Raw genomic sequence first — 23,039 nt, 5'->3', positions numbered from 1 at the left:
ACAGACAAAATTATTTTCGACCCATATTGTACGATGTAAAAAAAATGTCAGTTTGTGCAAAAAATCCGATGGGCCCGAACGGATGCTGATTTTTTCGCTACTTTCATTCTCTCATTCCGCAACTCACAGACTTTCAGCACCATGAAAAAAGGCTTGATTCTTCTTGTTTTGTTTCCGACCTTATTTTATGCCCAAGAACAATCGCAGCGGTTTCGGGCTTTGGTTGACCAGGCATTCCATTTTACGGTAACCGATGACACGGACGAGCGCTATTTCTCTTTACTCCGCGAAGCCGAGACACTCGTGCAAACCTGCCATTGCGACAGCATCAAGTTTGAATTGTACGTGATGTTGGCCGAAGAAGTCGACTATCGTGGCGGCAATGCATCGACGTATCATAAGAAATTGCTGGACATCGCCAAGAAAAGTAAGAGTAATGGCCTGCAAGCCAGGGCATGGTCGATCCTCGGACATTCTGAAATGGTCAAGCGCAGCAGCAAGGCCTCATCCTACTATTTGAACGGGCTGACCTACGCCAAAGCGACAAAAGACCCGTTCCTGATCACGGTTTTATTGCTTGAGAATGGCATGTTTTACCAATGGTTCAAGCAAAATGAGCGCGCCCGGAATTATTATCTCCAAGCCGTAAAATACAGCCGCGATATCGCACAGTCTGACGCCGAGTTCAATGAATTTACCACGAAGAACGCCCGCGCGTATGCCTATACCTATTTGTCGCAAACGCTGACGGACGACCAGAAAGCGTACGGCTATGTGAAAGAAGCCTACCGGTTGCTGGGCAAGACCGACAATCCGCTTGATGACCAGGCTTTCAAGACGGTGTCGTTGGTGTTGTTCGGGCTGAATTTCAAGTTCAAAAAATACCAGGAAGCATTGGCCAATAACGATTTGCTTTACCAGATTGCCGTGCGCGATGACGATGATTATTATATCCGCGCGGCGCAAGTGAATTACGCATTGGTTTATACGCGGTTGAAAGATTTTCAGAAAGCGCGAACGTATGTGGACATCATCCATCCACAGGTGGATTTGGCCGATGTCAACATCAACGATCCATTGGGCGGGTACAATTTCAACCGGACGTTTGCGGAAGTCTATCAGGAAACCGGGGAAAAACAGAAAGCAATCAATTACCTCAAACGCGAACTCCGCATCATGGATACCTTGTTGGCGAGCAAGCAAGACCGCATCACCGAAGATTTTGCCGCGAAGTATGAAACCCAGCAACGCAAAGCCGAAATTGCCAACCAGAACCTCATAATCGAAAGGCAGAAAGCTACCCGGAATATCATTGTTATTTTATCGGTGTTGGCCATTTCAATTATTATCATCGCTTACCAACGTTACATCGGCAGGCACCGTCGGAAGGAACTGATGCTCGATCTCGGCCTGAAGAAAGAAAAGGAAATCAACCAATTCAGGAAGACCTTCTTCGAGAATGTAGCGCATGAAATCCGTACGCCGCTCACTTTGCTTCGCGGTTATCTCGATTTGGCGATGGAGCACACCACGTCGGCGACCGCAAAGGACTATCTCGGGAAAGCCATCGCCAACAGCACATCGTTGCTTGAGAATACCAATGACATGTTGCTGCTTTTGAAGTCTGACGATGCAGACCGAATCGGAACCGATCAGATTTACATAAATGCGTTCGTGGCCGGCATCATCGCGAACTTCCAGGGTAATTCGTTCTTCACTAGAATTGTTTTTACAACCGATATTTCCGACAATACCTTCGTTAAATCCGACCGGTCAAAACTTGAGAAAATCCTGAACAATCTTATCGGTAACGCATTGAAATACGCAAAGGAAAGCCCGAAAATAGACGTGTCGGTCAGGTACGATGAAGGCCAATTGCGTATTTCGGTAAAAGATGCAGGGCCGGGGATTCCCGAGCACGAAAAAGACAAGGTTTTTGAACGATTTTACCAAGCCGAAAGCAATCGGGACAGTGGCGGATACGGGATTGGCCTTTCCATGTCTAAGGCATTGGCCGTGAAATTGGGCGGAGACATCACACTCGAAACTGCCGAAGGCCAAGGATGTGTTTTCACGATTTCAATTCCGGTCGAGAGGTATCAGGTAAAGAAATCGATAAGTGAAGACCATGACACTTTCGAGGGAAAGGTGGCGCAATCTACAGAAAAGGCAATGCCGTCGCTATTAATTGTTGAGGACAATCCTGAGCTGAGTTTGTTCTACAAAGAAATCCTTTCTAGTCATTTTGAATGTTTTTTCGCTTCAGACGGTTTGCAAGGTTTGAAGTTGGCGAAATCTCGGCAATTTGATTTGGTGGTGTCCGACATCATGATGCCCGGTTTGGACGGTTTCGGTTTTAGGAAAAATTTGCGGGAAATCCCGAGTTATGCCGTAACACCTTTTATTTTAGTGTCGGCCAAATCGCTCACCCGCGACAAGATTGAAGGATTCGGTTTGGGCATAGATGATTTCATTTCAAAACCATTCAATAAAGATGAACTCATCGCGCGGCTAAAAACGCTACTCGAGAATGTGGAGAACCGTCGCCAATGGGCGCTTGAAAATAAAGACCAAGTATTGCCGCCAGATAAGCATTTCGAGGAAACGTTGCTGTCGGGTGTCGACCGTTTCGTGTTGGCGCGATTATCCGATGAAACGCTTTCTACTCAGGATGTGGCGGCGGCCCTGGGTTATCATCCCCGCAAACTCACCTCCGAAGTCAAGCGGCTTACAGGCATGGGATTGGTGCAGTACATTAGCGAAATCAGGTTGCGGGAAGCGTATTTATTGCTCGTGAATAAGTCATTCCCTACGGTAAGTGAAGTGTCGTACGCCGTTGGGATGGAAAGCACTTCCTATTTCAACAAACTTTTCAAGGCACGCTACGGCATCACGCCTGGTGAACTCATGCATTCGTAAATACGACGAATATCGTATTGTGGCGGCTCCGCATAACTTTTAGCTTTGACCAATATCAATCCAGATCTCACTGGGCCGGAACGTTAGGGGTTCCGGAATTGATATTTGTTTTAGTTTTTTTTGGGAAAGAAAAACCCGCCTTTAGCAGCGGGTTTTTTGTTTAATCCCTTTTCGGATTATTCTTCTTCTCGCGTTTCTCCGCCTTTTTTTCCTTGGCGGTTTTTTGCGGTTCTTTCTTCGCGGCCTTGCGGGTATCGAGTCCTTTTGCCATGATTTCTTGGATTAGGTGATTGACAGTTTAAAAGTAACAGAATTTTTGATTCCTTATTGCAGCCCGAACGCTTTTTTGACATTTTCAGTAAGGCAGCCTGCCGAGACCGGAGGCAAGGTCTTGTCCAGGAACGCGAATTTCCAGCCGCTTTCTTGTATGGCCAGCATCTTGGCCGGATACGCCAAAAGAAATGCATTCCTGTCTTTGTTATAAGTAATCTCCGTAGCGCCGAACAACGCTTTCAATTCGGCTTGTTTGGCCGCAACATCAATGGGTTTAAAATACGTCACGCGCACCATATTGCGGAAGTTGATCAAATAATACGTCTTGCCGTCTATGGTTTGCGGCGCGCTGTAATTGTATTTTACATTGGTGAAAACGTAACGGAATTTGTCATTTTCGTTCAGGAAATAGCTGTCCAGTGTGCCGTATATGTCGGCTTCGGTCGTGCAGAGCATTTCGGTGAGTGCGGTGATGTCAATGTCGTGGCAGGCCGTGTAAAGTTTTTTTACTTCACTTTGCAACGCAGCCGGTGCCTGTGCTGAAACGCTGGCGGTGAGCAGCAGCAGCAACAAGAATAGTTTCGTTTTCATGTGTAAGGTTTGGTCAAATATAAAAAAATCCCCAGCTTGAACTGAGGATTTATTTTTATTGCGGATTGAATCAGTCTTGAACAACGACCCATTCGCCGGAGCTAATCATGCTTTCGGCTTTCTTATACTTCATGGTTTCGGTCTTGCCGCTCAACACGTGTTTGATCGTGACGTTGTCATTGCGGTTGATTTTCGGCATTTCGCGCACGATGGTCTCCGTCACCTGACGTTGTTGTGGTTGCGGTGCAGCCTGTTGCTGTTGCGGTTCGTCGATGTCTTCTTTTGAGGTCTGGTATTCTTCCTTCTGACGGACTTCGCGCGCCTGCTGGATGTTGTTCGGGTTCTGTTGCAATTCGCCCTTGAATAGGAACGAAATCACTTCTTTGTTCACCTCGTCGAGCATTTTGCGGAATAGGTTGAACGCTTCGAACTTATAAATCAACAACGGGTCTTTTTGTTCGTGTACGGCCAATTGCACCGACTGTTTGAGTTCGTCCATCTTGCGCAGGTGTTTTTTCCACGCTTCATCGACAATGGCCAAGGTGATGTTCTTCTCGAAATCGCTCACCAATTGGCGGCCTTCGGTTTCGTAGGCTTTCTTCAGGTCCGAAATCACATCGAGCATTTTGATGCCGTCGGTGAAACGGGCAATCATGCGCTCGTATTGGTTGTTCGGATCTTCGTATACTTCCTTGACACGCGGATAGAGTTCACGCGCAGCGCGCTCTGTCTTTTCGGTGTAATAAGCCATGGCGGCTTTATAGACCTTACCGGCCAGTTCCATGTCGCCCAATTTGTCGAAATCACTTTGCGATACCGGAGAAGTGATTGAGAAATAACGGATCAATTCAAACTCGAAATTCTTGAAATCGCCGGTCGCTTTGTTGGTCGTAACGATCAATTCGCAGGTGTCGTACAACATGTTGGCGATGTCCACTTTGAGGCGTTCCCCGTGCAAGGCATGGCGGCGGCGTTTGTACACCACTTCACGTTGGGCGTTCATCACATCGTCATATTCGAGCAAGCGCTTGCGGATGCCGAAGTTGTTCTCTTCCACTTTCTTCTGCGCACGTTCTATGGATTTGGTCATCATTGAATGCTGGATGACTTCGCCTTCCTTCAAGCCCATGCGGTCCATGATTTTGGCCACGCGTTCCGAGCCGAACAAGCGCATCAGGCTGTCTTCGAGCGATACGTAAAACTGTGAACTTCCTGGATCGCCCTGACGACCTGAACGGCCGCGCAACTGGCGGTCTACACGGCGTGAATCGTGGCGCTCGGTACCTACGATGGCCAAACCGCCTGCGGCTTTTACTTCAGGCGTCAGCTTGATATCGGTACCACGGCCGGCCATGTTGGTGGCGATGGTCACCACGCCTGGCTTTCCGGCTTCGGCGACGATGTCTGCTTCTTTTTTATGGAGTTTCGCGTTGAGTACGTTGTGCGGGATGTTGCGAATCTTGAGCATGCGGCTGAGCAATTCCGAGATTTCAACCGACGTCGTGCCGATCAGCACCGGCCTTCCGGCTTTGGACAATTCGGTAACGTCTTCGATGACGGCGTTGTATTTTTCACGCGCGGTCTTGTAGATGAGGTCGTCCTTGTCTTTACGGGCAATCGGCCTGTTGGTCGGGATTTCCACCACGTCGAGTTTGTAGATTTGCCACAGTTCGCCCGCTTCTGTCACCGCAGTACCGGTCATACCGGCCAGTTTGCTGTACATCCTGAAATAATTCTGGAGTGTAATAGTAGCGAACGTCTGCGTCGCGGCTTCGATCTTGACATTTTCCTTGGCCTCGATGGCTTGGTGCAAACCGTCAGAGTAACGGCGTCCGTCCATGATACGGCCGGTTTGTTCGTCAACAATCAGGATTTTATTGTCCATGATGACATATTCCACGTCTTTTTCGAACAACGTATAGGCTTTAAGCAACTGTGTGAGTGTGTGGATGCGCTCGCTTTTCACCGAAAAATCCTGGAAGAGTTTTTCCTTGGCGTCGGCTTCGGCATCTTTATCGAGTTTTTGCTTTTCGATGTTGGCGATTTCGGTCCCGATGTCCGGCAAGACAAAGAAATTATCATCGGTATCCGACGAAAGGAACTTGATGCCGCTGTCGGTCAATTCCACTTGGTTATTTTTTTCTTCGATCACGAAATACAAGGCTTCGTCAACCTTCGGCATTTCGCGGTTGTTGTCTGCCATGTATTGGTTTTCGGTCTTCTGCAGGATTTGACGCACGCCTTCTTCACTGAGGAATTTGATGAGCGCTTTGTTCTTCGGCAAGGCACGGTAGGCGCGGAGCAAATTGAAGCCGCCGTCTTTGGTATTGCCTTCGCGAATGAGTCGTTTGGCTTCAGTCAGAAAACCATTGGCCACTTGACGCTGCAAGGTCACAAGGTTTTCAATCTTCGGTTTCAACGCATCGAACTCATGCTCTTCGCCGCGCGGAACCGGTCCGGAAATGATGAGTGGCGTACGGGCGTCGTCAATCAAGACCGAGTCAACCTCATCCACAATCGCATAGTTGTGTTTGCGCTGCACCAGATCGCCTGGCGTGTGTGCCATGTTGTCACGCAAATAGTCAAAACCGAATTCGTTATTCGTGCCGTACGTAATGTCGGCTTCATAGGCTTTCTTACGGGCTTCGGAATTTGGCTGGTAGTTGTCGATGCAATCCACGGTAATGCCAAGGAATTCAAAGATTGGCGCTTTCCAAGAGCTGTCACGCTTGGCCAAATAGTCGTTCACTGTAACCAAGTGTACGCCGTTTCCGGTGAGTGCGTTGAGATAGAGCGGGAGCGTGGCCACGAGTGTCTTACCTTCACCGGTTTGCATCTCGGAAATCTTGCCTTGGTGCAACACGATACCACCGATGAGCTGTACGTCGTAATGGATCATGTCCCAGGTGATTTCCTTTCCGGCTGCGTTCCAGGAGTTGGCCCAGACGGACGAATCACCTTCGAGGGTAATGTATGGTTTGGTAGCCGATAGCGTACGGTCCAGCGGCGTCGCGGTAACTTTGATTTGTGTATTTTCCTTGAAACGACGCGCGGTTTCCTTCATGACTGCGAAGGCTTCCGGCAAAATATCGTTCAATACTTTTTCGGAGATTTCGTAAGCGTCTTTTTCGAGTGAATCGATTTCGGCATAGATGTCTTCTTTCTTGTCGATGTCGAGTATTTGTTCGGCTTCGGCTTTCAGGGCAGCGATCTGGGCATCTTTCTCGGCGCGCGCCTCCTTGATTTTACTTCTGAAATAGTCGGTCTTCGCGCGGAGCTCGTCGTGAGACAAGCCAGCCAAAGTTGGCTCAAGGGCTTTAATTTTGGCGACTAGCGGCTGAATGGCCTTGATGTCCTTTTCGGATTTGTTGCCAACAAAGACTTTGAGAATGCTGTTAATGAAGCTCATATTCGTGTGTAATTCTATTTTTAAAAGTGTGCAAATTTACGCAAAAAAAAAGCCTCCGAAGAGACTTTACGTAAGGTTTTTATTTTTTAATATTCGTCCTCGTTCCAGAGGTAATCCTCGTCTGTAGGATAGTCGGGCCAGATTTCTTCCATCGATTCGTAGATTTCGCCTTCGTCTTCTATAGACTGCAGGTTTTCAACTACTTCCAGCGGTGCGCCGGCGCGAATCGCATAATCAATCAGTTCATCCTTCGTAGCTGGCCACGGAGCATCGCTTAAGTACGACGCCAATTCTAATGTCCAATACATCTTCTGTCGATTTTTAAAGTTTCTGCAAAAATAAATTTATTACTGAGAAAGTCAAGTAAAATTTGATTTTTTATTGAAAAAGGCAAGAACGTGTTTTTAAACAACAGAAAATCAATTGCTTAAAGTGTTTTTAGGCCGTAAAAATGTTCGCTTAATCCTTCTGTGGAATCCACTTCACCTCGTCGGCTGAAAGGTCCGAAGTCAACTTGCGTGCCAGTACGAAAAGGTAGTCAGAAAGTCGGTTCAGATAGGTCAAAACCAACACGTCGACTGGCTCAATGTCATTCAAATGTACGGCCAAACGCTCGGCACGGCGGCACACGCAACGCGCAATATGACAATATGACACGGTTGTATGCCCGCCCGGCAACACGAAATGTGTCATCGGCGGCAGGCTTTCCTCCATCGTGTCGATTTCTTTTTCCAACAATTGAATATCGGCGCCTGAAATCCGGGGAATATTCAACCGCAATTTGCCGTTTTTCAACACCTCTTTTTCAGGCGGTGTGGCCAAAATCGCGCCTACGGTAAAAAGCCGGTCTTGCACCCGGATCAACACGTCTTTGTAATGCGCGTTCATGTCCTGGTCCCGGATCAGCCCGATGTGCGAATTGAGTTCGTCCACCGTGCCGTAACTCTCAATCCTGATGTGGTGTTTCGGGACGCGATCGCCGCCGAATAATGCTGTTGTTCCTTTATCGCCGGTTTTGGTGTATACTTTCATTTTGGTGAGTTAATAGTTAATAATTAATAATGAATAATGAAGTAACTCGACTAGTATAAACGACCCGCCTTCTCNNATTATTAATTATTAATTATCCATTATTAATTCTTCTTCGTGTCGCTCTCGATCATCCCGTCTTTCAACCGGATGACTCGGTGCGCATAGGCGGCAATGTCTTCTTCGTGCGTCACCAATATCACAGTATTGCCTTGTTTGTGGATGTCGCCGAAGAGGTTCATGATTTCCACCGACGTCTTACTGTCCAAGTTTCCGGTGGGCTCGTCGGCGAGAATGATCGACGGTTTGTTGACCAGCGCACGGGCAATCGCGACACGTTGGCGTTGTCCGCCGGAGAGTTGATTCGGTTGGTGGTCCATGCGGTCGGCGAGGTTCACTTGCGTGAGCACTTCGCGGGCGCGGGCATGCCGTTCAGATTTGGAATGTCCGGCATAAACCATCGGCAGCGCCACATTGTCTAGCGCGGTGGTGCGCGGCATCAGGTTGAACGTCTGGAACACGAACCCGATTTCCTTATTGCGGATGTCGGCCAGTTCGTCGTCGTGCATCGCGCTCACTTGCTTGCCGTTGAGCACGTATTCACCCGATGTAGGCGTGTCCAGACAACCCAGGATGTTCATCAATGTTGATTTTCCGGAACCCGATGGCCCCATCAAGGCTACGTATTCGCCTTTTTCAATGTCGAGATCGATTCCTTTCAGGACATAGACGGTTTCGTTCCCAAGAATGAAGTCGCGTTTGATTTTCCGGATTTTAATGAGCGGGTTGGCCATAGCTAAAATTTGCCCTAAAATTAATGAAACTTAAAACATAATCCCGAACCAAATAAACTTGTTATACAATTCGGGATAAATATTATATAATTTTTATATTTAGCTACAAATATTAAATAATTCATAAATAATTAAGTTAAAATCGAATTATATTTAAACAATATGTAATTTCGTTCCTGTAACAATCTAATCAAATACCTAACGAAAACATCATGAAAACTAAAAACGTATTATTAGGATTATCGCTCGTGGCCATCAGTTTCACCGGTTGCAAAAGCGAGGAAGAAAAACAGGCCGAGAAGACCGTAGACACCTATTCAAAGTATGTGGATTCGGTGAGCAACGTAGCCGCTGAAGACGCGAAAAAGAACTGGGAAGCCATCGATGCCGAATACACCCAGAAAACCAACGATGCCGAAGCTGCACTCGCCAACCTGAAAGATCGTGAAAAAGCAGAAGAGCGTATCAACGCCAGCAAAGCCAAGTACGAGGAAATGAAAGCCAAGTATTCGGCAGAAATGGAGCAGGAAATGGCCGCTGCCGATCCGAAAGCGAAATTGCGCGGTTCGTTCTTCCCAGGCCAGGAAATCGGTGAAGACCTCGATTTCAGCTGGGTAAACAAAGACAACATCCTGAAAGCCTACAATGATTTCAACAATGCCTACGACGCCAACAAAGCCAACTACAGCCGTGAGGATTTCGACGAAGTGAAAAAAATCTGGGAAGCGCTTGACGCCCGTAAGAATACGGTAGAAAAAGAAGGCTTGTCATCGGCAGACAACTTGAAAATCGCCGAATTGAAAGTAAAATGGTCTACTGCATTCAAGGTTGACCGTTTGAAAGCCAAAGGCGACGAAAACCAAGCCGCCAAAGACAAGGCAAACTAACCACAGCCATACTTTAATTTTTTCATCTACTTTTATGGAATGACGGCCTTCGGGCCGTTATTTTTTTTGCAAAGATGTAAACAAGATTAACCCTCGTTTAACGCATTTACTTTTTCGGTCAGGGTACTTGTAGATAAATTAAAATCTAGAAATCATGCCAGGAAAAAGCCCAGGTCCGCAAATCAAAGACAAGGACCAATACGAAGCCTTGCGCGACAAAGGTTACAGCAGGAAAAATCAGCAAGAATTTCCAACAGTAAAGGAGCCGAGCAGCGCGGTGGAAAAGCCGGGAAGTACGAAGACCGTTCCAAGGCCGACTTGTACAATGAAGCACAGAAAGTCGGTATCGAAGGACGGTCGAAAATGACCAAGGCGGAATTGACGCACGCCTTGAGAAGCAACTAGGCGCGGAGCACGAAATGTTCTTTCTGCTGTTCTTTACGGAAGAATACCAAACCCCATTGGAACGTGTCTATCGTGACCGTGACTTTGGGGTTTTGCTTGATGGTCTCCCAAGCTTGCTCCATGTCTGCAGACCAATGGATGTCATCAAAAATCCAGACTGTGTCATTCGTAATTGTCGGGAGCAACAAATCAAAGTACTTTAAGGTGGCTTCTTTTTGGTGGTTGCCGTCGAAGTAGATTAGTTGATAGTGGCTAGCGGCAAGTGGTTGGATGTTTAGCACAGCCGCAAATTCACCGACTTTTACATCGACATTGTTCAAACCAAAGGATTCCAATTGTCTTTTCGCGACCGATGCGGTTTCCGGGCAGCCTTCAAGTGTCGTGATTTTTGCCGACGGATGGCCGAGTGACAGCGCCGATGTCGCCAAACCCAAAGAAGTTCCAATTTCCAATATGTTTTCCGGTTTGAAATACCTCGTCAGCCGGAAAAGCAATTTCGCACGTTTCCTTGAAATCCCGGCATTCTTGGCGATGGCCGATATTTTCCGCCGGTTGGATTTGAAAACCCTGGAGCCGGCGCCAAAATCTGTCACGTCGATTTCCGAATCGTTCGCCAGCAGGCTTTCCCTGAAATCATCCAGCGTTTCGTATGCCGCATCATCCGTTTTGTCGTACACGCATTTCGTCAGCAAATCAAACACGAACGGCGAATGCACGGCGTATTCGTTTTTGGATTGCCACAAAAACTCTAGATATGCTTTAACGATGTGCCACATAATTGTTTGCCACGAATTCGCGAATAAAACCCATTCGTGAATTCGTGGCTAATTTGTCTTAGTCCATTTTCTCCATCAGTTCCAGCAAGCGGAGTTCTTTCGTTTCAATCTTTTCGATGACTTGTTGCAGTTCATTCGCCTTGGCCGAAATTTCCGCGTCGGCCACTTTCCCGTCTGAGAACAACTGCTCGATGCGCTTTTTCTCGAATTCCAAATCCTTGATCTCGCGCTCCAGTTTCGCGTATTCCTTTTGCTCGTTGAAAGACAATCCGGCCGATGCATTTTGCTGCTGTTTCCAGTTGTTCTTTTCCTTCGGCGCGTCGTCCTTTACCGGTTCGGCGCTGTCTTCATACGTCCGGAAATCGGAGTAGTTCCCCGGGAAATCCTCAATCACGCCTTCACCCCGGAACACGAACAAATGGTCCACGATCTTGTCCATGAAATAGCGGTCGTGCGACACCACGATCAAACAGCCCGGATAATCCACCAGGAAGTTTTCCAGCACGTTCAGCGTCACGATGTCCAAGTCGTTCGTGGGTTCGTCCAAAATCAAGAAGTTCGGGTTCTGGATCAAGACCGTACACAAATACAAACGTTTCAATTCGCCACCTGAGAGCTTTTCCACATAATCGTGCTGCTTTTTGCGGTCGAATAAAAACCGTTCGAGCAATTGCCCGGCAGAAATCGTCCGGCCTTTCATCAGCGGGATGTATTCCCCGAATTCCTTGATGACGTCAATTACTTTCTGGCCATATTTCGGTTGGATGCCGCTTTGCGTGTAATACCCGATCTTCATCGTCTCGCCAATGACCACTTTCCCGGAATCCGGCGGAATCGTGCCGGTCAATATGTTGAGGAACGTGGTTTTTCCGGTGCCATTTTTCCCGATGATGCCGATGCGTTCGCCGCGCTGGAAGTCGTAGGAAAAACCGTCGAGAATGGTCTTGTCTTTAAATTTCTTCACCAATTTGTGCAACTCGATGATCTTGCTGCCCATGCGCTCCATGTTGATTTCCAGTTCCACCTGTTGCTCACGGCGGCGGCTTTCGGCTTTTTCCTTGATTACGTAAAAGTCATCCTGGCGCGATTTTGATTTCGTCGTACGCGCTTTCGGCTGGCGTCGCATCCATTCCAGTTCCTTGACGAACAGGTTTTGCGCCTTGTCTATGCTCGCGTTTTCAGATGCAATCCGGAGTTCTTTCTTTTCTAAATAATACGAGTAATTGCCCTTGTATTGGTATATTTTCCCGTTTTCCAGTTCGATGATTTCATTGCACACACGCTCCAAAAAGAACCGGTCGTGCGTCACCATGAAAAGCGTCATGTTTTCCTTCGCGAAGTAATTTTCCAGCCACTCGATCATTTCCAGATCCAAATGGTTCGTCGGTTCATCGAGTATCAACAAATCCGGTCGGTTGATCAGGATAATCGCCAAAGACAAACGTTTCTTTTGGCCGCCGGAAAGGTTTTTCACCTTCAGCTTCAAATCGTCCAGTTTCAGCTTGAACAAAATCTGCTTGAATTGCGTCTCAAAATCCCACGCGTTCAATTGGTCCATTTGGTCAAACGCCTTCTGATAGCTTTCCGCATCGTCGGGATTTTCCAGCGCTTTTTCGTACGCTTCAATGACTTTCAACGTGTCATTGTCCGACGCGAAGATCGATTCCTCAATCGTCAATTCGTCTTGCAGGTCGGGCACTTGCGAAAGAAACGCCATCTTGATGTCCTTGCGCATCACCACTTGGCCCGAATCGGGTTCGTCCTTGCCCGTAATGATGTTCATGATCGTCGTCTTGCCCGTACCGTTCTTGGCGATAAACGCTATTTTCTGGTCTTTGTTGATGCCGAACGACACGTTCTCGAACAACGTCCGCTCGCCGTATGACTTAGAGATATTTTCTACAGAAAGGTAATTCATGGGCGCAAAGATAGGTTTTAGCGGCTAGTGGTTAGTTGTTAGTGGCTAGAAAAAATAAGTCGCCGGAAAAATTTGGGCGTTGCGCAAGCGCCGGGCTTTCCGCGGTGCACGGCACCTTGCTTCAATCCCTAACGCAGGCATCCGTTTCCAAAATAGTGTTAATCAAAAATCAAAAAACACGCAATTCCCAACAGAAGTTCTTAACTTAAAATAAGACAATTTATCTAGCAACTAACAACTAGCAACTAGCAACTAGCAACTAACCACCAAAATGCCACTCAAACTCCGCGACTATTACCCAAACACGTTGTTCCAGATTTCCTGGCCGGCTTTCATCGGTTTGCTCTTGTTGCTGCTGGCCGAAACCGGTTTTTACGTCTGGTATCTGCATGACGCACCGCCAATGGCACGCATCGTTTCGGCATCCGACGGAAACATCACGGCAGGCATGATCCGCAACCTTTACGTCATCCCTGTGTTCTATTTTCTATTCAGCCGCTACCGCACGTCTCGGGTCAAATGGCCGTGGTTCCGGAACAATCTAGAAAGCGCGATCATTATTTTAATATTATCGGTTTTTGCGTTTTTCGTGGTGTCGCCGTTCTACGAAAAGACAGATTTACTGCTCGTTCCCGGCGGCCCGGATTATATAGACTTGTTCCTGTCGGCCGTTTATGAAGAGGTGCTTTTTCGGTATTTCATCCTCGGGATGTTTTTCATCCTGCTCCGCGGCCATTCCGTTTTGTGGCGGTTGTGGTTGTCTGTCTTCGGTACGACGCTGGTTTTTGTCGCTGCGCATTTCTTTTCGACGTACCAGAACGGCGCAATCAACTTGTTTAATTATGTCGGTCTGGCGCTGTTCAGCATCGGTACGTGCTGGATTTACATCAAATACAGCAACCTGCTTTTGGTGGTTTACGTCCATTTCATCGGGAATTTCATTCTTAATTTCCTGCCGCTCAAAACGCCCGGATACAGCGCAGGTTTTCTTTTCCTGATTTTCACGCTGGTTTTGTTGGCCGGGCAAGGCAATCGCATCAAAAGGCATTTGCGTAGCTTCCTGAAAAAAAGTCAGCAAACCGTTGCCAATCAGCGGGTAAGAATGTCAAATTGGCAACGTAAAATGCCAGTTTGACGGCGTTTTTTTGGTCGGAATAAAACTTGTCTTGGGCGGTGCGTTCAAAAAATCAAAGTCTAACTTAAAATAAAAAAGAGATGAACTTAGTAAAACGCACCCCAAACAACAGGAATTTTTTCCCGTCATTAATGGAAGAATTCTTCCGCCCAGATTGGGTGGGCGGCATGCAACAAATGAATGTGTCGGTTCCGCCGGTAAACATCCGCGAGACAGACAACGCCTTTGAGGTCGAGCTTTCCGCTCCGGGCAAGGCCAAAGAAGATTTCAACATCGAACTCGACAATGACTTGCTCACCATTTCGTCCGAGCACAAAGAAGAAAACACCACACAGGAAGGCAAATTCACCCGCCGCGAATTCTCGCATTCGGCTTTCAAGCGCGCCTTTACGTTGCCGGAAACCGTCAACGCCGAAGACATCAAGGCCGCATACGAAAACGGCATCCTGAAAATCACCTTGCCGAAACGCGAGGAAGCGTTGCCGAAACCCAAAAGAACGATTTCAATTGACAATTGATCATTGGCAATGGATAATTAGAACAAGCGCTCGATTTTTTCGGGCGCTTTTTTTTGGCTTAAATCGAATGTTATTTTGGCCGCGCTCCATTATTCATTATCAATTATTAATTATTCATTGATAAGCCTATCTTTGCGCATGCAACTTTCCGTCGTCATCCTCAACTATAACGTGCGTTACTTTTTGGCGCAATGCGTGTTGAGCGTGCAGAAAGCCATCCAAAACCTCGACGCCGAAATCATTGTCGTCGACAACAATTCCCCTGATGACAGCGTCGCCATGATGCGGTCGCGGTTTCCGGACGTGACACTCATCGCGAACACTGAAAACCTCGGGTTTCCCAAAGGCAACAACATTGGCGTGGCGCAGGCCAGAGGCGAATACATTTGCATTTTGAACCCCGATACGGTCGTGGCCGAAGATACGTTTGAAAAAGTCCTGGCATTCGCCCAAACCAAGCCTGATTTGGGTATTGTAGGGGTAAAACTCATCGACGGCATCGGCAAATTCCTACCCGAATCCAAGCGCGGCATCCCAACGCCTTGGACCGCTTTGGGTAAAATAACAGGTTTCAGTAAAGGCAAGTATTACGCGGCACATCTCGGCGAAAATGAAACCGGAAAAGTGGAAATTCTCGTCGGGGCGTTTATGGTGATGAAACGTGAATTGTACCATCAGGTCGGCGGGTTCGACGAAAATTGCTTCATGTATTCCGACGACATCGATTTGTCTTACACGGTGTTGAAATCCGGGAAATCCAACTATTATTTCGGCGACACTTCGGTCATCCATTACAAAGGCGAAAGCACCGTGAAGGACGCGCTATACATGAAGCGTTTTCAGGAAGCGATGGATTTCTTTTATAAAAAACACTTTCGCAAATCTTTCGTTTTCGACCTGTTCATGAAAATCGGAGCCTATTTTTTTGCGCTGAAAAAAGCAAAAAATCCCGAAAAGTCCAGACGCGAGTACGCCCATGCCTTAATTTCCGAAGATGATGATTTGCCGTTTGATTTGCGGCCCAGCCTTCCCGGGCATTATCAGTTTTTTACGTTGGAAAGCGTCAAACAGGCGCGTGGTTTTAAGGTTTTGTTCGATGCCGAAATGCTGTCGTTCAAGCAGATAATTGACATGATGGAGCGTTTAGCTGATTTGCGGATGGTCTTTAGGATTGTCCATAAAAACGATGGCTATCTCATTGGCAGCGATTCCAGTAATGACAGGGGCGAAGTGGTCACATTTGCCACTCGTCGAGAATGATTTGCCGATTATCTAAAATCAAGGCGACATCGATTGAAAGCGAATAATTTTTCCTATTTTCGCAGTCAAATTTCACAACACTCATGGCAAGATTTGAACTGAAACTCCCTAAAATGGGAGAGAGCGTAGCCGAAGCAACCATCACCAACTGGCTCAAGCAGGTTGGCGACCACATTGACGCCGACGAGGCGGTTTTGGAAATCGCCACCGATAAGGTAGACAGCGAAGTGCCTTCGGAAGTTTCGGGAACGTTGGTGGAGCAGTTGTTCCATAAAGACGATGTTGTGAAAGTAGGCCAAACCATCGGTATCATTGAAACCGAAGGCGGTGTTGCCGTCGATGCGCCAAGTGAAGCCACAACGGCCGTTGCCGCGCCTGAAGCCGTTGCCGCTCCAGTAGCCGAGATTGAGAAAACCGTAGAAGCTGCCCGTGACTTCGTGGCCGCTCCGGTTGCTTCGGGCCAAGCCCCAACCCGTGAGGAATACCACAATTCAGATAAATTCTATTCGCCGCTGGTGAAGAACATCGCGGCCCAGGAAAATGTATCGATGGCCGAACTCGAAAGCATTAACGGCACCGGTGCAGAAGGCCGCGTCACCAAGAATGATATTTTGGAGTATGTCGCCAACCGTGGCAAACAGCCAGTAGCAACATCGCGACCTGCACCTGCTGCAACGCAAGCCATTCCAGAGCCGCCAGTTCAGCAAACAGCGCAGGCAGCACAACCTGCCCCAGCCGCAACCAACGAACAACGCCCCGCGACTAGTGACCAACCTGCTCCAGCCGCCAAAGCCATGCCGGTATCGGTCAACGGCCAGGACGAAATCGTGGAAATGGACCGCATGCGCAAATTGATTTCCCAATATATGGTGCAGTCCGTACAAACGTCGGCGCACGTACAATCGTTCATCGAAGTAGATGTGACGGCGATTTGGGATTGGCGCGAAAAAAATAAAACCGCATTCGAGAAAAGGGAAGGCGAGAAGCTGACCTTTACCCCGATATTCATGGAAATCATCGCCCGCGCGTTGAAAGATTTCCCGCTCATGAACATTTCCGTGGAAGGCGATTACATCATCAAGAAGAAAAACATCAACTTGGGTATGGCCGCAGCACTGCCTAACGGAAACCTCATTGTGCCGGTCATCAAAAACGCCGACCAATTGAACTTAATCGGTATGGCAAAAGCCGTCAACGATTTGGGCAACCGTGCGAAAGCAGGCAAGCTCAAGCCAGACGATACGCAAGGTGGAACATACACGGTGACGAACGTTGGAACTTTCGGTTCTGTCTTCGGAACACCGATCATCAACCAGCCGCAAGTGGGCATTCTCGCGCTCGGCGCCATCCGGAAAGTGCCGGCGGTCATTGAAACCGAAGAAGGCGACTTCATCGGCATCCGCAAGAAAATGTTCCTCTCGCACAGCTACGACCACAGGGTTGTGGACGGCGCGCTCGGCGGCAGTTTCGTGAAACGCGTAGCCGAATTGATGGAAGCGTTTGATGAGAACCGGACATTTTAATGGATAATGAAAAATTAATAATGAAAAGCTTCCTTTCTCGGAAGCTTTTTCTTTTTGCGAGAGCGCCTAGATATTAATTATTAATTATTAATTGCGTCGCCGTATCTTTGCCGAAATTATCACCATGGAACTCAAACTCTCCCGGCCGATGTGTTTCTTCGACCTCGAAACCACCGGAACCGACATCAGCAAAGACCGTATCGTCGAAATTTCAATATTAAAAGTCTATCCCAACGGCAACAAAGAAAGCCGTACGTGGCTGGTGAATCCGGAGCGCCCGATTCCGGCGGCATGTACCGCAGTGCACGGCATTACCGACGAAAAAGTTGCCAACGAACCTACGTTTAAGGAATTGTCTGCCCAGGTCTATGCCATGATCAAGGATTCCGATTTGGCGGGTTTCAATTCAGACCGTTTCGACATTCCGCTTTTGGTGGAAGAACTGCTCCGCGCCGACATTGATTTCGATATGAAAAGCCGTGTGTCGGTTGATATCCAGACCATTTTCCACAAAAAAGAAGAACGCACGCTTTCCGCCGCCTATAAATTTTATTGTGGACAAACGCTTGAAAATGCCCACAGCGCTGAAGCCGACACACTCGCAACCTATGAAATCTTAAAAGCGCAACTGGACCGTTACCCGGATTTGCAAAATGATATGAAAGCGCTGTCTGAATACACGACGCGCAAAAAATCCGTTGACTTTGCGGGTTTCATTGTCCTGGATGACGAGGGACACGAATGTTTCTCTTTCGGCAAACACAAAGGCGTGAAAGTGGAAAAGGTCTTTGAAATTGAACCGGGTTATTTCGGGTGGATCCAGAACGCCGAGTTTCCGTTATATACAAAGAAAGTTTTGACTGCAATCAAGTTGCGGAAGTTGAATAGTAAATTTTAGGGATTTGCTAGTGGTTAGAAGCTGCAAGGAAGTTGCTAGTTTTTAGTTGTTAGGAGCTGCAAGAGTTGTCTGGAAATGGGCTATTCACTTAACTACGAGGAAATCAAATTTGACATAGCGGTTTTATGTATTAGAAAAATGGCCTGTACGAATTGAAGTATAAACATGATTATCGACAAAACATCTAGCAACTAACAACTAGCCACTAACAACTAGAAATGAAAATCCTCTGCATCGGCCGCAACTACGCCAAACACATCGAAGAACTGAACAACGAGCGCCCAGACGAACCGGTCATTTTCTTAAAGCCGGATACCGCATGGTTGCCGAGTGATCAGGCTTTTTACATTCCGGAATTTTCCAACGACGTACACCACGAAATCGAAATCGTTGTGAAGATCAACAAGGCTGGGAAATACATCGATGCGAAGTTTGCCCACAAATACTATGATGAATTGACGGTAGGAATTGATTTTACCGCGCGCGATTTGCAACAAACCCTAAAAGAAAAGGGGTTGCCGTGGGAAAAAGCGAAGGCTTTTGACAATTCGGCGGTGATTGGTGACTTCTTGTCGAAAAAAGTTTTTAGTTCTGAGGAAAGCCTTACATTTGAACTGCTAAAAAACAAACAAACCGCCCAAAGAGGTGATTCGGCCATGATGCTTTGGCAAATTGACGAAATCATTTCTTACGTTTCCCGTTTTTTCACCCTGAAGACTGGAGATTTAATTTTTACCGGAACGCCAGAAGGAGTCGCGCAAGTGAGGCCGGGCGACGTGCTGGAAGGGTACTTGAACCAAAAAAAACTATTGACCGTAGAAATTAAGTAATGGCCTTAAATTACAACCTTGCGAAAGTCTATGCACTTTCAGACAACGACCCCGAATTCGTGATGCAGATCATCACGCTTTTTGTCACCGAGGTACCGCAAGACATGGTACAAATCAAACTCGGCATCAAAACCAAAGACCACAAATTGGCATACGCCTATGCCCACAAAATCAAACCTACCTTGGATTTGCTTGGCATGAACCTCGCCTATGAAGAAATCTTGCAGGTGGAAGCCTGGACCAAACGCGAAGGCAAACGCAAGGAAATCAACGACACTTTTGACAGCATCGAATCCCAGGTAGAAAAGGCGGTAAAGGAAATCAAGAAAGACTTTAACCTTTAATTATTCTAAATTCTAAATTTTAAATTCTAAATTAGGGCAGAAGCTCTTCTATTTATCATTTAGAATTTATAATTCATAATAACCAAATGACGGCAGTCATACTCACCATCGGCGATGAAATCCTCATCGGGCAAATCACCGATACCAATTCCGGGTATATCGCCAAAGCGCTCGACAAGATTGGCATCCGGACGGTCGAGATGCTGTCTATTGGCGACGATCGCGACCAAATCCTGGATACGTTCGGTTACCTTCAGGACAAAGTCGATCTGGTCATCATCACCGGCGGCCTCGGTCCAACAAAAGACGACATCACCAAGAAAACCATCTGCGAGTATTTCAACGACCATCTGGTCGTCAACCCAGACGTGTTGGCCCACATCGAAGATATGTGGCGCAACCTCTTCAAGCGAGAAATTTCGCAAGTCAATAGAGACCAAGCGCTCGTTCCGTCGTCGTCCACTGTGTTGTTCAACCGCTACGGCACCGCGCCGGGCATGTGGCTGCAGAAAGGCCAGACGGTTTTTATCTCTTTGCCGGGCGTTCCTTATGAGATGAAAGGCATCGTCGAGCACGAGATCATTCCTAAACTCGTCCGCGAATATGACCGGCCGTACATTGTTCACAAAACCATTCTGACCTATGGCGTGGGCGAAAGCGTCATCGCCGAACGCATCGAAGACTGGGAAAACAACCTTCCGGAGTTCATCAAACTCGCCTACCTTCCGGCGCCGGGCCGTGTCCGGTTGAGACTGACCGCCCGCGGAAAAGACAAAACCATCATCGAAAATGCCATCGCGGAAAAAGTAACCTCGTTGTCCGGAATCATCGGCGATATTATCGTAGGTTACGACGACGAAGAAGTACTCGAAGCCGTCGTCGGGAAACTGCTCACCGAACGAAAGCAATCCGTTTCCACCGCCGAAAGCTGCACCGGAGGAAAAATTGCACAAACACTGACTTCCATCCCAGGTTCATCTCAATATTACAAAGGCAGCATCGTCAGCTACGCAGAAGAAGTCAAGACCGAAGTGCTGGGCGTATCGAAACAAACCATTGAAAAACACACCGTTGTTTCCGCCGAAGTCGCCAAGGAAATGGCCCAGTCCGCGCAACGGATTTTAAAGACTGACTATGCCATCGGCATCACCGGAAACGCCGGCCCAACCACCGATGATACAGACAAAGGTGTCGGCATCGTGTTCATCGCCGTGGCCACGCCAGATGGTGTCGTCGTGGAAGAATTCAACTTCGGCCAACCGCGCGACAAAGTCATTGACCGGAGTGTCAACAAATCGCTCGAGATGTTGCGACAGGAAATTTTGAAAAGGTAGGCGCAAAGCCACGCGGTCCGTTCAGAAAAAAATCCAAAAAATCCACAATATTTATTTTGTGCAAACCAATTATTTTTCTTTTCTTTGCACCCTGATTTTGAATAACGACTTAAAAATAGCATAATGTCAAGAGTTTGCGACCTTACAGGCAAAAGAGCGATGGTAGGAAACAACGTTTCCCACGCGATGAACAAAACCAAGAGGAAATTTTCCGTGAACTTGGTGAAGAAGCGTTTTTACCTCGCTGAAGAAGACAGGTGGATTACCTTGAGGGTAGCCGCTTCAACAATCAAGACAATTAACAAAAACGGACTGACTGCAGTTTTGAAAAAAGCACAGGCAGAAGGTTTCATCAAAATGTAATCCTTCACAGGACAAACAACGATAAGAAATGGCAAAGAAAGGCAACAGGATCCAGGTAATCTTAGAATGCACCGAGCATAAAACAAGCGGCATGCCTGGCACGTCACGGTACATCACTACCAAGAACAAAAAGAACACTCCAGACCGTTTGGAGATCAAGAAATTCAACCCTGTCTTGAAAAGGGTAACCGTTCACAAAGAAATCAAGTAATCTTATAAGTCATGGCAAAGAAAACCGTAGCAACCCTCCAGACCTCTTCAAAAAGGTTGTCAAAAGTCATCAAGATGGTGAAGTCGCCAAAGACTGGCGCTTACACTTTCGTTGAAGGGATCATGGCTCCTGAAGCTGCAGATGAGTTCTTGAAAAAGAAATAATCTGGCTATAAACCCATACAGAAAGCCGCTTCTTTTTGAAGTGGCTTTTTTGTTTTATAATGTTTCCCGAATCGAAGTTTTTTGGTAGGTTTGCAGCTGGTCCGGCTGTTCACTGCAAGTCCTCGCTGTTCAAGCCGTTTTTGTAAAATTCACCTCGGCTTCCGTTGGTCGCCGGTTTCATTTTCAAAAACTTGGCTTTCACCGCTGCGGGCTTTCCGTTGCCATCCGGGCTGTGAGCGTTCAAAGTTTAAGGTTTAAAGTTCAAAGTTCGAACGCACTAACCTTGAACGTTGAACGTTGAACCTTAACATTTCAAACCATGTCATTCTTCAAACGCATATTTTCCTCAGAAAAAAAGGAAACCCTCGACAAAGGCCTCGAACAAACCAAAACCAGTTTCTTCTCCAAGCTGACCAAAGCCATCGCCGGCAAATCAAAAGTCGATGATGAAGTTTTGGACAATCTCGAAGAAGTGCTTGTCACTTCAGACGTTGGGGTAGAAACCACACTCAAAATCATCGAGCGCATCGAAAACCGCGTGGCGGAAGACAAATACCTCGGCACCGACGAACTCAATCAAATCCTCCGCGAGGAAATCGCCGGGTTGCTGTCTGAAACCAACCACGGCGAAGCCACAGACTTCACCATTCCGGCCAACAAGAAACCGTATGTCATTATGGTAGTCGGCGTCAATGGCGTGGGCAAAACCACCACCATCGGCAAGTTGGCCCACCAGTTCAAGAAAGCCGGTTACAAAGTCGTGCTGGGCGCTGCCGACACCTTCCGTGCCGCGGCCATCGATCAATTGCAGATTTGGGCAGACCGCGTGGGCGTGCCTATCGTCAAGCAACAAATGGGTTCAGATCCTGCTTCGGTCGCCTTTGATACCTTGCAGAGTGCTGTTTCGCAAAACGCCGATATTGTCATTATCGATACTGCAGGGCGTTTGCACAATAAGGCCAATCTCATGGCCGAACTTACCAAAGTAAAGCGTGTCATGCAAAAAGTCGTGGCAGATGCGCCGCACGATGTCATGCTCGTCCTTGACGGTTCCACAGGCCAGAATGCTTTCGAGCAAGCCAAACAATTCACCGCGGCCACCGAAGTATCGGCCTTAGCGGTCACGAAACTCGACGGCACGGCCAAAGGCGGCGTGGTCATCGGGATTTCAGACCAGTTCCAGATTCCGGTAAAATATATCGGCGTGGGCGAAGGCATCGAAGACTTGCAGGTGTTCAATAAGTACGAATTCGTGGATTCATTCTTTAAGTGATGGCGGCATTGAAAAACCTGAAACCCGTTCATCTGTACCTGATTGCCGTGGCCTGTTTCTTCTTGTCGCGCGTGGTTTATGACCGCACAACACCTGTTTTTCATTATAGTTTCTCCCTAATCGGGTTTGTGTTTTTGGTATTGGCCATCAGGAAATACCTCAAAACGAAGAAATAAAATAATGCG

Annotated in this window: 23 protein-coding genes; 16 read left to right on the top strand and 7 right to left on the bottom strand. The window is 47.5% G+C overall.

The window, feature by feature from the left end; translation table 11 throughout:
* The first annotated feature begins 54 nt into the window (after positions 1-54).
* Positions 55-2,919 (top strand): ATP-binding protein, encoded by a 2,865-nt coding sequence (locus ACM9J1_RS06335; RefSeq protein ID WP_415581189.1) that lies wholly within the window; start codon positions 55-57, stop codon positions 2,917-2,919.
* Positions 2,920-3,243: 324 nt separating this feature from the next.
* Here the strand turns inward: ACM9J1_RS06335 and ACM9J1_RS06330 are convergent, their stop codons facing one another.
* The 5 genes from ACM9J1_RS06330 to ACM9J1_RS06310 all read right to left on the bottom strand — a co-directional run bounded on the left by ACM9J1_RS06330 (position 3,244) and on the right by ACM9J1_RS06310 (position 9,015).
* Positions 3,244-3,783: a hypothetical protein gene (locus tag ACM9J1_RS06330; RefSeq protein WP_415581188.1), complete on the bottom strand. Its 540-nt coding sequence runs from the start codon at positions 3,781-3,783 to the stop codon at positions 3,244-3,246.
* 70 nt (positions 3,784-3,853) lie between these two features.
* Positions 3,854-7,192: a preprotein translocase subunit SecA gene (secA, locus tag ACM9J1_RS06325; RefSeq protein ID WP_415581187.1), complete on the bottom strand. Its 3,339-nt coding sequence runs from the start codon at positions 7,190-7,192 to the stop codon at positions 3,854-3,856.
* Between the two features lie 86 nt (positions 7,193-7,278).
* On the bottom strand, positions 7,279-7,500 hold the full coding sequence (locus tag ACM9J1_RS06320; protein WP_022828503.1) for a DUF2795 domain-containing protein: 222 nt from the start codon (positions 7,498-7,500) through the stop codon (positions 7,279-7,281).
* Positions 7,501-7,651: 151 nt separating this feature from the next.
* The gene (locus ACM9J1_RS06315; RefSeq protein ID WP_415581186.1) at positions 7,652-8,224 is read right to left on the bottom strand and encodes a cob(I)yrinic acid a,c-diamide adenosyltransferase; all 573 of its coding nucleotides are present in this window, start codon (positions 8,222-8,224) and stop codon (positions 7,652-7,654) included.
* A 101-nt stretch (positions 8,225-8,325) separates the two neighbouring features.
* Complete coding sequence (locus tag ACM9J1_RS06310; protein WP_415581185.1) at positions 8,326-9,015, bottom strand: ABC transporter ATP-binding protein; 690 nt, start codon at positions 9,013-9,015, stop codon at positions 8,326-8,328.
* A gap of 212 nt (positions 9,016-9,227) precedes the next feature.
* Between ACM9J1_RS06310 and ACM9J1_RS06305 the strand changes: the two genes are divergently transcribed.
* On the top strand, positions 9,228-9,902 hold the full coding sequence (locus ACM9J1_RS06305) for a hypothetical protein (RefSeq protein ID WP_415581184.1): 675 nt from the start codon (positions 9,228-9,230) through the stop codon (positions 9,900-9,902).
* Between the two features lie 154 nt (positions 9,903-10,056).
* The gene (locus ACM9J1_RS06300; RefSeq protein ID WP_415581183.1) at positions 10,057-10,269 is read left to right on the top strand and encodes a DUF7218 family protein; all 213 of its coding nucleotides are present in this window, start codon (positions 10,057-10,059) and stop codon (positions 10,267-10,269) included.
* A gap of 34 nt (positions 10,270-10,303) precedes the next feature.
* Here ACM9J1_RS06300 and ACM9J1_RS06295 read toward each other — a convergent pair whose 3' ends face one another.
* Together ACM9J1_RS06295 and ACM9J1_RS06290 are read right to left on the bottom strand one after the other, a co-directional pair.
* Positions 10,304-11,083 (bottom strand): O-methyltransferase, encoded by a 780-nt coding sequence (locus tag ACM9J1_RS06295; protein WP_415581182.1) that lies wholly within the window; start codon positions 11,081-11,083, stop codon positions 10,304-10,306.
* A gap of 58 nt (positions 11,084-11,141) precedes the next feature.
* Positions 11,142-13,001 carry an ABC-F family ATP-binding cassette domain-containing protein gene (locus ACM9J1_RS06290; RefSeq protein ID WP_415581181.1) on the bottom strand — a complete coding sequence of 620 codons (1,860 nt, stop codon included), beginning with the start codon at positions 12,999-13,001 and terminating at the stop codon, positions 11,142-11,144.
* 271 nt (positions 13,002-13,272) lie between these two features.
* On the opposite strand from ACM9J1_RS06290, the gene ACM9J1_RS06285 reads away from it, so the two are divergent.
* The 13 genes from ACM9J1_RS06285 to ACM9J1_RS06225 all read left to right on the top strand — a co-directional run bounded on the left by ACM9J1_RS06285 (position 13,273) and on the right by ACM9J1_RS06225 (position 23,030).
* On the top strand, positions 13,273-14,136 hold the full coding sequence (locus tag ACM9J1_RS06285; protein WP_415581180.1) for a CPBP family intramembrane glutamic endopeptidase: 864 nt from the start codon (positions 13,273-13,275) through the stop codon (positions 14,134-14,136).
* An 80-nt stretch (positions 14,137-14,216) separates the two neighbouring features.
* Entirely contained in the window at positions 14,217-14,654 is a 438-nt protein-coding gene (locus ACM9J1_RS06280) for an Hsp20/alpha crystallin family protein (RefSeq protein ID WP_415581179.1), read from the top strand.
* A 138-nt stretch (positions 14,655-14,792) separates the two neighbouring features.
* On the top strand, positions 14,793-15,914 hold the full coding sequence (locus ACM9J1_RS06275) for a glycosyltransferase family 2 protein (protein WP_415581178.1): 1,122 nt from the start codon (positions 14,793-14,795) through the stop codon (positions 15,912-15,914).
* Between the two features lie 83 nt (positions 15,915-15,997).
* Positions 15,998-17,437 (top strand): dihydrolipoamide acetyltransferase family protein, encoded by a 1,440-nt coding sequence (locus tag ACM9J1_RS06270; RefSeq protein WP_415581177.1) that lies wholly within the window; start codon positions 15,998-16,000, stop codon positions 17,435-17,437.
* A gap of 124 nt (positions 17,438-17,561) precedes the next feature.
* Positions 17,562-18,335, top strand: coding sequence for an exonuclease domain-containing protein (locus tag ACM9J1_RS06265; protein WP_415581176.1), 774 nt, complete (start codon positions 17,562-17,564; stop codon positions 18,333-18,335).
* Positions 18,336-18,553: 218 nt separating this feature from the next.
* Entirely contained in the window at positions 18,554-19,165 is a 612-nt protein-coding gene (locus ACM9J1_RS06260; RefSeq protein ID WP_415581175.1) for a fumarylacetoacetate hydrolase family protein, read from the top strand.
* Entirely contained in the window at positions 19,165-19,509 is a 345-nt protein-coding gene (locus ACM9J1_RS06255) for an Hpt domain-containing protein (RefSeq protein ID WP_415581174.1), read from the top strand. Before ACM9J1_RS06260 ends, ACM9J1_RS06255 begins: the two co-directional genes overlap by 1 nt.
* Positions 19,510-19,595: 86 nt before the next feature.
* A complete protein-coding gene (locus ACM9J1_RS06250) occupies positions 19,596-20,843 on the top strand; it encodes a competence/damage-inducible protein A (protein ID WP_415581173.1) in 1,248 nt (415 codons plus the stop codon).
* A 123-nt stretch (positions 20,844-20,966) separates the two neighbouring features.
* Positions 20,967-21,206, top strand: a complete 240-nt coding sequence (gene rpmB / locus ACM9J1_RS06245) for a 50S ribosomal protein L28 (RefSeq protein WP_415581172.1) — start codon at positions 20,967-20,969, stop codon at positions 21,204-21,206.
* Positions 21,207-21,234: 28 nt separating this feature from the next.
* A complete protein-coding gene (gene rpmG, locus ACM9J1_RS06240) occupies positions 21,235-21,417 on the top strand; it encodes a 50S ribosomal protein L33 (protein WP_415581171.1) in 183 nt (60 codons plus the stop codon).
* An 11-nt stretch (positions 21,418-21,428) separates the two neighbouring features.
* A complete protein-coding gene (locus tag ACM9J1_RS06235; protein WP_415581170.1) occupies positions 21,429-21,581 on the top strand; it encodes a DUF4295 domain-containing protein in 153 nt (50 codons plus the stop codon).
* A 319-nt stretch (positions 21,582-21,900) separates the two neighbouring features.
* On the top strand, positions 21,901-22,854 hold the full coding sequence (gene ftsY, locus ACM9J1_RS06230) for a signal recognition particle-docking protein FtsY (protein WP_415581169.1): 954 nt from the start codon (positions 21,901-21,903) through the stop codon (positions 22,852-22,854).
* Positions 22,854-23,030 (top strand): hypothetical protein, encoded by a 177-nt coding sequence (locus ACM9J1_RS06225; protein ID WP_415581168.1) that lies wholly within the window; start codon positions 22,854-22,856, stop codon positions 23,028-23,030. Before ftsY ends, ACM9J1_RS06225 begins: the two co-directional genes overlap by 1 nt.
* The last annotated feature ends 9 nt before the right edge of the window (positions 23,031-23,039 follow it).

Source organism: Flavobacterium longum (genome assembly GCF_965137575.1).
GTDB lineage: Bacteria > Bacteroidota > Bacteroidia > Flavobacteriales > Flavobacteriaceae > Flavobacterium > Flavobacterium longum.
This window is presented reverse-complemented; position numbering and strand designations above follow the sequence as displayed.